Annotated in this window: 9 protein-coding genes; 4 read left to right on the top strand and 5 right to left on the bottom strand. The window is 41.7% G+C overall.

Translation table 11 applies throughout. The features are described from left to right. Positions 1 to 485: 485 nt before the first annotated feature. From H6G79_RS15325 to H6G79_RS15315, 3 genes are all read left to right on the top strand, one after another. Positions 486 to 1,298, top strand: coding sequence for an RnfABCDGE type electron transport complex subunit D (locus H6G79_RS15325; protein ID WP_190590108.1), 813 nt, complete (start codon positions 486 to 488; stop codon positions 1,296 to 1,298). A 46-nt stretch (positions 1,299 to 1,344) separates the two neighbouring features. After that, positions 1,345 to 2,727: a DUF2330 domain-containing protein gene (locus tag H6G79_RS15320; RefSeq protein WP_190590109.1), complete on the top strand. Its 1,383-nt coding sequence runs from the start codon at positions 1,345 to 1,347 to the stop codon at positions 2,725 to 2,727. A 384-nt stretch (positions 2,728 to 3,111) separates the two neighbouring features. Continuing rightward, the gene (locus H6G79_RS15315; protein ID WP_190590110.1) at positions 3,112 to 3,276 is read left to right on the top strand and encodes a hypothetical protein; all 165 of its coding nucleotides are present in this window, start codon (positions 3,112 to 3,114) and stop codon (positions 3,274 to 3,276) included. Here H6G79_RS15315 and H6G79_RS15310 read toward each other — a convergent pair. The 4 genes from H6G79_RS15310 to H6G79_RS15295 form a co-directional block, all read right to left on the bottom strand. Continuing rightward, entirely contained in the window at positions 3,273 to 3,863 is a 591-nt protein-coding gene (locus H6G79_RS15310) for an SMI1/KNR4 family protein (RefSeq protein ID WP_190590111.1), read from the bottom strand. The two genes, H6G79_RS15315 and H6G79_RS15310, sit on opposite strands and share 4 nt — an antisense overlap. A gap of 391 nt (positions 3,864 to 4,254) precedes the next feature. Next, positions 4,255 to 4,824, bottom strand: a complete 570-nt coding sequence (locus H6G79_RS15305) for a hypothetical protein (protein ID WP_190590112.1) — start codon at positions 4,822 to 4,824, stop codon at positions 4,255 to 4,257. Positions 4,825 to 5,047: 223 nt separating this feature from the next. Further along, positions 5,048 to 6,526: a site-2 protease family protein gene (locus H6G79_RS15300; RefSeq protein ID WP_190590113.1), complete on the bottom strand. Its 1,479-nt coding sequence runs from the start codon at positions 6,524 to 6,526 to the stop codon at positions 5,048 to 5,050. Between the two features lie 325 nt (positions 6,527 to 6,851). Beyond that, positions 6,852 to 8,780, bottom strand: a complete 1,929-nt coding sequence (locus H6G79_RS15295) for an alpha-amylase family glycosyl hydrolase (RefSeq protein WP_190590114.1) — start codon at positions 8,778 to 8,780, stop codon at positions 6,852 to 6,854. A 740-nt stretch (positions 8,781 to 9,520) separates the two neighbouring features. Between H6G79_RS15295 and H6G79_RS15290 the strand changes: the two genes are divergently transcribed. Next, positions 9,521 to 10,573: a hypothetical protein gene (locus H6G79_RS15290; protein WP_190590115.1), complete on the top strand. Its 1,053-nt coding sequence runs from the start codon at positions 9,521 to 9,523 to the stop codon at positions 10,571 to 10,573. A gap of 206 nt (positions 10,574 to 10,779) precedes the next feature. Here H6G79_RS15290 and ligA read toward each other — a convergent pair whose 3' ends face one another. Then, the gene (gene ligA / locus H6G79_RS15285; protein ID WP_190590116.1) at positions 10,780 to 12,816 is read right to left on the bottom strand and encodes an NAD-dependent DNA ligase LigA; all 2,037 of its coding nucleotides are present in this window, start codon (positions 12,814 to 12,816) and stop codon (positions 10,780 to 10,782) included. Positions 12,817 to 13,017 lie beyond the last annotated feature (201 nt).

Here is a 13,017-nt window from a genome sequence, read left to right as displayed (position 1 = left end):
TATGGTGTACACACAAATCTCGGTTGAGTGCATCTGTCCCGTCTCGGAATTTATTCCGAGTCTCACAGCGTAAGTCTTCTGAAGAGGACTCAACAAGAAACTCATTCTAGTCCACTTGAGTGGACTTTCGCTATGAGCCTGGAACTTTAGTTCAAGGCGGGATAGGCTTTCATACTGCCTATTTTCGACTTGTGTGTACACGGTAGCCGCAACAGAGAGAGGCTTTGAATCTTGCTCCCCTGAAGGGGCTGGGGGTTAGGTTTAAGAGAAAGTTACACACGGTTTTGAACCCGCGCAGGTGGTCACTGAGCTTGTCGAAGTGCGGGTTTTGTCTGTGTAGTCGCTAGGTGCAAGATGTAAACATACACCCCTACACCCAGTCTCACAGTCTTGTTTGTAACAAAATCTGTAACAGCAATGGTATTTCAGTTTTTACTCGACTAGATTGGTGAAAAATCTACGGGTAATCCCTGAATATATTGGTAATGTTGCTGAAAGATATACGGGACTATCAAATTCTATTTCTCGGTTCATTTTTAGTCTTGGGAATTGGCACCAGAGACTGGACACTGCATCCAGAATTAATTGGTGTAGTGATTGCGTCTTGTTTATCAACGCAGTGGATATTGTCAAAGCTCAATAGCCAAGAGCCAGAACAAAAGCTAAATCTGCGTAGTGCCTTGATTACTTCCCTGGGACTGAGTTTGCTCTTACGGGCTGACCATTGGACAACAATGATGTTAGCAGGAGTAAGTGCGATCGCCAGTAAATTTTGCTTCAAAGTCGGCGATAAACATTTCTTCAACCCAGGTAATTTTGGCATTATCACCGCTTTAACCCTCACCTCTGATGCGTGGGTATCTCCCGGACAGTGGGGTGAAGAATGGTGGTATGGGCTGTTATTTGCTGGGACTGGCGGTTTGATTTTACAACGCATTGGTCGTTGGGATACCACGGCCGCTTTTTTAGGTTCCTACTCTTTGTTAGAAGCCATACGCAACCTTTGGCTCGGTTGGACTTGGGACGTGTATTGGCATCGCTTAATGAGTGGGTCTTTGCTGCTGTTTGCCTTATTTATGGTGACAGATCCGCGCTCAATTCCCAACGCCAAAATCGGGCGGATAGTTTGGGCTATCTGCATTGCCAGCTTAACTTTCATCCTGCGAAATAATTTCTTCATTTCTACAGCCGTATTTTGGTCATTGTTTGCCCTTGCACCATTGACCATTGTGATTGATTGGCTGTGGTCATCACCCAGATTTGCTTGGTTCGAGAACATAAGAACGCAAGAGAATTAACTACTCCCTATTCCCTACTTCCCACTCCCTAATTCAGAGGTATAAAATGAAGCGATTGAGAATAGTAATTTCATCATTATTAATTACTGTATTGGCTGTACTGTGTTTTGCTCCCACAGCCTGGGCATTTTGTGGCTTTTATGTTGCCAAAGCCGATAGTAAATTATACAACCAAGCCTCTCAAGTAATTATGGCGCGGGATGGCGATCGCACCGTTTTGACTATGGCCAATGACTTCAAAGGCGAAGTCAAAGATTTTGCAATGGTTGTACCTGTACCCACAGTCATCAAAAAAGAACAAGTCCGTGTTGCTCCACCCAAAATTGTCGAGCGTTTAGATGCTTTTAGCGCACCACGCTTAGTAGAATACTTCGACTCTGATCCTTGCACCGAATACGACCGAGTACTTAACGAAGCCTTACCCGCACCAGCAGCTAGAGCTAGAGCCGGAGCAGCCAGAGGTAGTGCGAGTGAGTTAGGCGTAACCGTCGAAGCACGTTTCAACGTTGGCGAATATGACATTGTAATTTTAAGTGCAAAAGAATCCGGCGGCCTGGAAACTTGGCTAAATCGCAACGGCTACAAAATTCCCAGAGGAGCAAAACAGCTACTCCAACCTTATGTCCGCTCTGGGATGAAATTTTTTGTGGCGAAAGTCAACCTCGATAAATTTGAAGAATCTGGCTATCAGTTTTTACGTCCGTTACAAATTTCTTACCAATCACGTAAATTCATCCTGCCCATTCGTTTGGGTATGATTAATGCCAACGCTGCTCAAGATTTAATTGTCTATGTCCTCTCACCCAAAGGGCAAGCAGAAATCACCAACTACCGCACCGTGAAAGTTCCTTCCGATGCCAACATTCCGGTATTTGTCAAAAATGAATTTAGTGATTTTTACAAGTCCATGTTCCAAACATCCTACCTAAAAGAAGATAGAAAGGTAGCTTTCTTGGAATATGCTTGGGATATGAGTAGTTGCGATCCTTGTTCCGCAGAACCTCTGAACCCAGAAGAACTCAAACAAGCGGGTGTATTTTGGCTAGATAATAATTCCAGCAATGACGAGCCATTCCCGTCCGGTTTCCGTCGTCCGCCAATTGTTAGTAGCAGCGTTTTCATCACTCGCTTACATATTCGCTACACCCGTGATAGATTCCCTGAAGACCCAATTTTTCAAGCTACTTCTAACCAAGAATCTTTCCAAGGGCGATACATTTTACAGCATCCCTTTACAGGCGAACTCAAATGTCAAGCTGGTAGAGAATACAAGCGTTCTTTACCCAAGCGATTTGAACAAGAAGCCCAAACCTTAGCCAAGCTCACTAATTGGAATATCCAAGATATTCGCCGCAAAATGAAATTGACTGTGGGTGATTTAAACTCTTCTTGGTGGGGAAACTTCTTCTCATGGTTGGTGGGAATGTAAATAGGAAGTACACACAAAGATTATCAGTTAAGACTGGATGTAATACCAATTCTCCTAGAAACTATAGCGGTTCTTACTTGCTTTTAATACAGCCGGAACCGCTATATATTCTATAAAATCCTGTAGAGATGTTATATACAACGTCTCTACAACAACCGATTAATTGCACCTTGATCAAGAAATAATGTAGGTAGGACTTACGCAGACTCTACGATTTCTTGGCGTTCTTGGCGACTTGGCGGTTCGATAAATTAAGCTTTTCGGGAACTTTTGCGTAAGTCCTGTGTAGGGACAAAATCAAGTCAAATTTTCAAACATCTTCTGAAGCTATACTTATGATAGTGCCAGCATTTGATGTAAACTTCTAAAAATTTAGCAATTGGTATGACTGTACAATCCCAGACAGAGAAAGACAAATTACAAGCCAGCACTAATGTAGTGATCAATCCAGAAATGGAAGCAGAAAAAATTCTCTGTCCTCATTGTTTGCGTACCGCTACAAATGGAATTAAATGTAAAGGCATTTGTGTCTCTGACAGTGACTATTAAGGTGTAGCGCCCATTCCTCTTGTAGTGAGCATTTCCCAAAAAGACCGATAACGTTTAACTCCAGGAATATGATTACTAAATAACCAAGCTTCCCATTCTTGATTATGAGTAATTTGAGGGTTAAGTAAAATAACTTCACCATCCAACGCATCACTAATTTGTAGGTTTGTTTGTAGATACTCTACACGTATATCTTGCTCTAAATTTTTTCCATATATCAAGTATTGCTCATCAGATATAGGTGGTAAACTTCTCAAGCTTTGTGTCCAGATGTCAATCCAGTTCTGATGCTCAACAAAAAACCAGTCTATTTCTTTAGCCATCCGTAACCTTAAAACCCCTGGATATCCAGGCCAGCCATTTGTAACCTTTAAAAATTCCCGGTAAGATAGTGGTAATTTTGTCCTCAAACGAGATTCAGTAGCAGTAATTTCTTTTTCTGATGCTCTTGGTAAACCTAACCATTCTGATTGAATTGCCTCATCTGGAAAATCTACAACTGTCCAATATATTTCCCCATTTTCATAATTATCAAGCACTTTTTTACTTTCTTTTTTCAGGAAGGAATACCAATTAAAATTATTCATAATTTAACTATCTGTTTAATATAAAAAATGCTAAATCTATCTTTTGGCTATCAGTACATCAATTACACAAAGTCATTGTAAATGCAGCAAAGCAAAATGTATACATACAGTAGCTAACCACAGGGTCGCAATCGCAGGAATTATAGTGATGATGCAATTACTTCACTCTGCTATCGCTGCACTCTGAATGACCGTTGAAAAAGTTTATAACGCCTTCTATATCTGTTGTATTAAACAAGCTAATACCAATTTTTTATGAGGCTGCATAGAATTTGATTCCTCCTAGCCCCCCCTTAAAAAAGGGGGTAACTAGAATCAAAGTCCCCCTTTTTAAGGGGGATTTAGGGGGATCTAGATATATACAACTTCATATTAACTTGGTATAAGCAATTTACTTTTTTCTATTACTTGGAGCTTGTGGTTTTACAGTCACAATTTTAATATCACGAAACACAGCTTTTTCTCCGAGATTATATTTAACTACAAATGCTGCTAATTGATTTACATCTGTAGGCAACTCAAAATTAATAATTGCTTTTATGGGTACATCAGGAATCAGTTCATTGCGAACTTCACCGTTATATATATCTGTACTTTTAAATTTTCCGACTTGTGCAAAGCTGGCACTATATTCATTACCAGCTAAATCAAATGCTCTGGAACTAGCAGATTCATTGTCGCCAAAAATTGTAATTCTTTGTTCTCGCTCTGATGTTGCAGTAAAAAGCAGATGGCAACTTACTGTTTTACTTTGACCTGTTCTTTGGCATTTTTGCAGATGAAATCTAATATTTTGTGCCTGAATAATGTTGTTACTATTTTCTCCTGTTTTCAGTTCGGATAAATTTTGACTTTGAGCATTAGCATGATAATTGGTCAGATCAGCCGAGAGAGCTACGGTTGTGGAAAAACAAATTAAGCAATGAATAAACAGTTGCTTTGCTTGCATGATTGGGAACATAAACTGTATCTCTAGAAAAGGAACAGTTATAGAATATAATAATTTGGGTGTTGTATAAAAGTGATTTTTCGTAATTAATTGTTTACAGGCGATCGCACTATTAATTTGAGTAATTTTTAGGTTAATAAGTATTTTTCAACGTAGAGGAATTAAGTGTTAAACGCAGAGTTTGTAGTGGTGTGAGCTAATTAATCTAGTTCACACCACTAACAATTTAACTTAATTACCCAATACCTAAACGCCCAGCTAAACCGGGGGTTAAGGGCAGAAGAGTGGCAATCATTAGGAATAATGCCAACAAACCTAATGCGGCTCTAGCGTCATCGGGTTCGCTGATTTCGTTTAAGCTGGGGCGTTCTAAATCTCGTTGTAATAAAAGAATGACAATTGCCCAATACATTGCCAAGGTGTTACCGAGAGAAACTAACGCCAGCAAAACTAAAGTGGCAAATGTGGCTCTTTTCGCAGTTGTACGTCCATAAATTGCTTGCACGATGCGTCCACCATCTAAAGCACCAGCAGGCATAAGGTTTAAAGCGGTGATGACTAAACCCAGCCAACCAATAATTACTAAGGGATGGACGTTAACTAAGGATGATTGTAAGGCGGAACCGAGGACGACTCGCGCCAAGCTGCCGACTAAAATGGAACCTTGGAAAAATTGATTGGGTAATTGAAATAAACTGCCTGGGTGGGAAAGCAGTAAGCCGACAATTAACATGACTAAAGAGACGATACCGCCAGCAGCCGGCCCTGCCAAACTAATATCAAATAATGCTGTGCGGTTGGGTAAGAGAGATTCAAAGCGAGTAATTGAACCAAAGGAACCAATTTGTACAGCAGGTAAAAAGAAAGGCCAGCCAAGACGGACTTGATAACGCCGCGCCAGTACCCAATGACCAATTTCGTGGGCGATTAAAATGACAAAAATGCCGAGGCCGATGGGTAAGGCTTGGGTGAACTTGGCTGGGTTGGCAAATAAATCAAAGTTGAGGAGTAACCCGGCAGTTTCTAAACAGGTAGCAATGGTAGCGATGAGCAGAATACCAGCAAAGGCTTTCTGACCTGCGGTGGTGGGACGAGGATCGTTACGGCTAGGTAATACAATCACTACAGGTTTACCGTCTGTATTTTCTACTAAAAACAGGCGATATTGCTCACCGAGACGTTCTTGTAAGTTGGCGCTGAGGCGGTTGTGAACTTCTTGGGGTTCGCCGCGTAAATTACCTTTAAAGATAGCGCCTTCTTGGTAGGCGATCGTTTCTGTGGCGAAAAATGTATCCAGTCCAAAAATGCCTTTAATGGCACTCAAGTCAGCTTCGGGAATTGATAATACTTCAATTTGGAGTTCGGCGGTGACTGGTGCTGTATTACCTTCTGGTGTGGTGTTAGCAGCCAGCCTTTCTGTTGCCCGTTGCTTAAGGATGGCATCTTGTCCCGCCGCCCGTAATTGTCTGCCGAGGTAGATGTATAACCCGGCAGAAGCTACTACTAAGAACAATATGCCGACAATGTTGAGATAAACGCCAGCAGCAAACAAACCAAAAAATAACAGCCAGGGAGTCATCAAAACCACTGACTGCAACCAGGCTAAGATTCCCAGTTTTCCAAAAGGTCTGGCGCGATAAAAGCCCCAGCCTAATATGCCGAAAGCTACTAATAAAATTGTCCCAATTATAGGAGTCTCTGAAGAAGCAAACATTTCCAAACCCTTCGCTGTGAACGACCAAGCCTAGTTGGTCAAGTGTGAGAAGCAGGAGGCAGGAGGCAGTGGTTCGGCCCTTCGACAAGCTCAGGGCGGCGCTACGCTCACCAACCGAGGCGGGAGGTAGTACGTTCTGTCTGAAGCTCTATGCTTTTATTAATGTATAACGCTACCTGTTTTTCGCTCAAATCAATCGAAAGGACAAGGGGGACAGACTCTCAATATACAAGGTTGGGTGGAGGAACGGAACCCAACATTCTCAAGACCCTGTTGGGTTACGCTATCGCTACGCCCAACCTACTATTCTCTTAACTTCAGACTTCTAAGATTCTCTGCCTGATGTCCAGGTGTCGCGCCATTTGACTGTGCCTTCTTTGGCGACTACCCAACGGCGGGGGGTGGTGTTTTCTCGCAGGGGCGATCGCCCTTCGCGCCATAAGGCATATTTATAACTAATTAATTTGCCCGCACTTTCATCAAAGGGAATCTCGGCAAACCAAGTATTGGCGTTGATATATTCTAGGGGATAGGCTTTGCTAATATCCCAATTGCCTAATTCTGGGCAGTCGCCTGTGACAACGATGGTTTCGCCTGGTTGGGTATTTACGCCGTTGAGTTGCACACGAATGATGGTTTGGCCTTTAATGCGATCGCCTACGTGGCTGAGGACAATGACTCCCCGTTCTTCTAGGTGTAGGTCGGAAATTTTGCCATCTTTGACTTCGTATTTATTGCGGGTGATGACACAAGTATGTTCGCCGTCGGGTAATTCTGTCTCGATTTCTGGTAAGGTGACTTCGCCGCCTCGGTTGAGGGCGACAAAGCACAGGGAGTCACGATAACGGCGAATGTAGCAGTAAACATCGGGGGTGATGTATTTTTGCCAATGGCTACCCATTGAAATGGCTGGATTGAGTCGCCGCAAGCCGGAAAGTAAGCGGAGGTAACGATAAATTTCGGTGTCGTTGTCCCATTTTTCCATCATGGGGCGGTTGTAGGGGTCGTTACCGCCATCGGTGTCGTTATGCAAATACTGTTCTGTACCGTAATAAATGCAGGGGATACCACGGGATGTCATAATTAGGGCGATCGCAACTCTCAACATCGCTGGGTCAGGGTTGAGCGATTGAAAGCGCGGCATATCGTGGTTATCGATGAAGGTGATTAACTCGGTTGCGCCGTTGTAGCGGTAGTCTTCATCAAAAATGTATTGAATGGTTTGAAATCCATTTTCGGAACCTTGGGCGAGGGCGGCGCGAATGGCAACACACAAGCCAAAGTCTAGCATGGTCATCCCGGAATTATTGGCAAATTCCAAAGAGCGATCGTCCTGTGGCCCACTATAAATCCATTCGCCAAAAATAAACACATCTGGTCTGTGATTGTACATATCACCTGTAAATTCTTGCCAAAACCAGATGGGCATGTGTTTTACAGTGTCTACCCGTAAGGCATCTACGCCCCTATCTAGCCATTGTTTAATTGCAGATTTAATATATTCCCGATATTCGCTGTTGTTTTCGTTAAAGGTGGCTAAACCAGCCAATTCACAGTTCTGGACTTGCCATTCGTCTTCCCAATTCTGCACTTCACCGTAATGGTGATACCAGTTATTCTCATCGTTATGGAAGTCGGCAATTTTTACGCCGTCGTCATACAATTCACCTTTACTACCACTGGTATCAGGGGTACTGTGGTTACAAACAATATCCAAGACTAACTTCATATTCCGCTTATGTAACTCTTCAATTAAGCGGTCAAAGGTAGTATTTCTTGTTTCTTGGGTTTCGTTTAACGAAGGGTTTTCATCTTTACCAATAAAGCGGGGATTGATGCGTTTAAAATCTTTTGTCCAATAACCATGTATAGCTGCATTACCCACAAATAATTCTTCTACCTGCTCAAATAAAGGAGTTAACCAAACAGCAGTAACTCCCATATTTTTGAGATAGTCTAATTTGTCAATTACACCTTGTAAGTCGCCGCCCCAATATTTACCCCAGTCCTGCCCGGTGGGGTCGTACAATTCTGGGTTAATACCTTCGCTATTTTCGGGGTCGCCATCATGAAAGCGATCGACCACGATAAAGTAAATTGTTTCTTGGCGAAATTCAATATCTCTGGTGTAAAGAAATTCTAAATTAAGTTCTGTATCTGATGGTGGGGTTTGGATGAGAGCTTCGACTTCGGCTGTAGCTGAATCGACTTTGTACTGCTCTGGTGAGAATTGAGATGGAGGTGTTTGCACCATAAAAGTTTGAATTTAAAGATTTACAATGTGTTGCTTTGCACTTCGGTATTATGGCATCCCGCTCTTGGTAAAGAAAATCTATCAAGAGCTAGTTTATATTTCTATCGTGGGATATATTTCCCTTGCTAGAGGTTGAAAAATCGTTGTTCTAGCAGTTCTTTCTGCATCAATATTAAATTAAGCATAAGAATTTGGCTTGAGGGAAAATATTGTGTTGTTCAAATTGTCAAGATTGTAAGATACAAAGCACTTAATTTTTAAGTGTTTTTATTTTTAGGTAGAGAAATAAAATTTTATGTTTTCTCAGTTTTATCTGATGATGAGAGAGTTTATAGAACTGTTAAAAAAAATTATAAGTTGCTTTTTTATGGTAATCATTAGCAGTAGATGAATGAGGAAATTGACAGAGAATAATCCCAAGTGAATTTTCCAATCATCGATTTAAGCCGCGAGTGATGATTATCTAGGAATATTTGGGTAAAGGTATTACTAACATGACTTACGTAAAATTATTATGAAAAAATAAACCGCAAAGGGCGAGAAGGACACGAAGTTAAGAGAGTTTTAGAGAGTTATTGCGTAAGTCTGGACTAATTATTATTTAGATGTTTCATTTGGAGGATGAAGAAAGGTTAGAGAATGCCATACAAGTAAATTTTGATATTGATGATTTGAGTTAAAAATTCAGGCGATCGCCTATTTTTAACTAAACTGGTAAGCAAGCAAAAGAGGTAACATTTATGACTAAATATGACAAGATTTTTAACTCACAAAAAACACTAGCAGAATCTTTAACACCAGAAGAAGCTGTTGCGGCAATTGCGGTGGTAACTGCACTTGCTGATGCTTCGGTGGAAGAAATAGATCCTGAAGGTTTAGCGGGGATTTTGTGGCAATTTGAGGTTTTTGAAGCATATTCTGAAGATGAACTATTAGAAATAGTGGACAAACTCATCGATATTGCAGAATCACAAGGGCTAAGTCCGTTGTTTAATACTGCTAATGAATCACTCACTGAAGAAGTTTTATTAGATGGTTTTGCGGCTGGGGTGGTGACACTTTTAGATGAAGAAGAATTCACTATTCCCAAAAGTAAGGAACCTTTCTTGAAAAAGTTGCAAGAAGCTTTGGAATTGGAAGATGAAGAAGCAGATGAAATTACTAAAGAAATAATTGCAGCTTTTCAAGCAGGAGAAAATGCCGAAGATTTAGAGGAGGAAGAAGGGATATTAACTGAGGTTGAATATATCGAAGATGTTTATGAATCGCCTTTAGGGAATTTTACAGTTCCGATTCCGGTTGACGCAGAACAAGGAGGGAGAATTCAAACCCAAGAAGGTGTGGTGGGTTTTTCTGATGACTTTGGCACTTTGCTCAGAATTGATTATTATCCCATACCGCCAGAACAGTTAGAAGAATTAGAATCGGAAGGGCAGGCAGAATATTTAAAAAACATTGTAGTAGATAAATATGTGCCGCAGGCAATTTTGGCAAATCTGCCAGATTCACAAATCAAGTATGGCGAATATTTAGAAGATATTTTTGCAGGCGCATATTACGCCTTGGTTGATATGCCGAAAGGTTCAACAATGTCTCAGCAAGAAAATAACGGTAGTTCTACGAGATTAGATGCTTACCGTGGATTGTTGGCATTTATTAATGGCGAGTTTTTATATATAGTTAGTAGCCAACGTAGCTTTTTAAATGGCGAAACACCAAATGATATCGCTGAAGAAGCTGAGTACATTAAAGATAATATTTTGTCTTTTGTGGAGACGATGGAGTTTAGTTAATCTCCCCAGTCTATCAAGAAGAATTCAGAAATCAGGAGTCAGAATGCAGTATGATAATTCGGCAAGCTCAGTGCATCGCTGGGTGATGAATATTGGTGGAAAACCTCGTCTCGCGTGGGTGAAATCAAAATAAAACTTTCTGATTTGATTTAAAACTCCATTCATTTATAAGTGGAGTATTCTGAATTCTGTCTTCTGACTCCTTTTTATTCATCTCCTAACATCTGGAGTAACTGCGCCTCTGTTAACTGAGTAATTCCTAAAGCCTGGGCTTTGGCTAATTTAGAACCAGCATCTTCTCCTACTACCAAATAATCAGTTTTTTTGCTGACAGAATCAGTCACTTTACCGCCTGCTTTTTGGATAAGTGCTTTAGCTTCATCTCGCTTTAGGGTGGGTAATGTGCCTGTGACGACAAAAGTTTTCCCGGCAAACTTTTGATTACTTTCATTCACAGTTGCAGTTTCTTCAGCAGCTAATTGTAAACCTGTATTTCGCAACCTTTCAATTAAAGCTTGATTGGCATCAATATGAAACCACTGATAAACAGACTGGGCGATTTCTGCACCAATACCATAAATACCTGCAATGTCTGATTGTTTGGCGGTTTCTAATTTCTCCACGGCGGGATATTTCTCGGTGATGAGTTGGGCATTCACACTGCCAACATGACGGATGCCTAAACCATACAATACCCGATGCCAAGGTTGATTTTTTGATTGAGCGATCGCATCTACTAATTTCTGTGCCGATTTTTCCCCCATTCTCTCTAAACTACATAATTGTGCTTCTGTCAAGTCATACAAGTCAGCTACAGAATGCACCAAACCTTTATCTACCAGTTGATGCACTAATTTTTCCCCCACACCTTTAATATCCAAAGCATCACGGCTAACCCAATGTTCAATGGAACCTTTGAGAATAGCTGCACAAGAAGCATTAACGCAACGAGTCACGGCTTCTCCTGATTCTCGCACCACTGGTTGACCGCAAACAGGGCAGTCGCTAGGCATAACAAATGGTACAGTATCAGCCGGACGCAGTTCTTTAATTACCCGCACCACTTCGGGAATAATTTCCCCAGCTTTGCGAACAATTACAGTATCACCGATGCGGATATCTAATTGAGCGATGCGATCGCTATTATGTAAGGTAGCGCGAGAAACTGTTGTCCCCGCCAATTGTACCGGACGCATCTCTGCTAACGGTGTTAACGCCCCAGTTCTACCCACATTCACCGCAATATTTTCCACACGGGTGGGTGCTTCCTCGGCTGGGTATTTCAACGCCACCGCCCAGCGCGGGAATTTTTGGGTAAAACCTAACTGTTCTTGCAGTTTAAAAGCATTGAGTTTGACCACTACACCATCGGTCATGTATGGTAAATTCAATCTTTCCGTATCCCAATATTTGTAGTATTCTGCCACTTCTGCCAAAGACTCACACAGCTGATGGTTGGGATTTACCCGAAAACCCATTTTTTGTAATAATTCCAAGGCTTCCCATTGGGTATTGGCAATACTCGCATCATCCATCCCTGGAATATGCAGCGTATAGGCAAAGAAATCTAACCGTCGCCGCGCTACAATACGCGAGTCTAACTGTCTGAGTGTACCTGCGGCGGCGTTGCGGGGGTTGGCAAATAACTGTTCACCTGCTTTTTGCCGTTCTTCGTTGATTTGTTTAAACACTTCCAACGGTAAAAATGCTTCACCGCGCACCTCTATTCTTTCTATTGGTTCTATCCCATCAAAGTTTAAACGCAAGGGAATAGAACGAATTGTTCGCACATTTTGGGTAATTTCTTCACCCGTAACCCCATCACCTCTAGTTGCACCCCTGACTAACACCCCATCTTGGTAAGTCAGCGCCAAAGCCGAACCATCAATTTTCAACTCCGAGACATATTTTACCGCGTCCGTTGTCGGGAGTTGTCGCCGCCAACGTTGATCCCAAGCTTGCAACTCATCAATATTAAAAGCATTCTCCAGACTGTACAAGGGGATATTATGCCGCACTGAGGTGAAATGAGTCGCTGGTCTTTCACCCACGCGCTGAGTTGGACTGTCGGGTGTCACCAATTCAGGATACTGCGTTTCCAACTGTTGCAATTCGCGGTATAGCTGGTCATAGACTGCATCCTCCATGATGGGTGCGTCTAAAACATAATAGGCGTAACTAGCTTGTTGCAAAAGCTGGCGTAATTCTTCTATGCGCTTGAGTTGAGGCTGAGTCTGAATCATTATACTTATAGAACGATATTGAGTAAATATAATTTTATTTGTTGGGATAATTCTAGGTTAATCTTCTTGGGTATCAAAAGGCATCAGCAAGAAGTTATAAGAGATCGCATGCCGTCTACCAATATTAACATTTGTTAAAAAAATGCCCATAAATAGATATTCTCTATAAGCTCCCACTCTTCTTCTTAGCCTTCTCTTCCT

This window comes from Anabaena sp. FACHB-83, from assembly GCF_014697485.1.
Taxonomy (GTDB): domain Bacteria; phylum Cyanobacteriota; class Cyanobacteriia; order Cyanobacteriales; family Nostocaceae; genus Nostoc_B.
The sequence above is the reverse complement of the archived record's forward strand: the minus strand, read 5'-3'. Positions and strand labels throughout refer to the sequence as shown.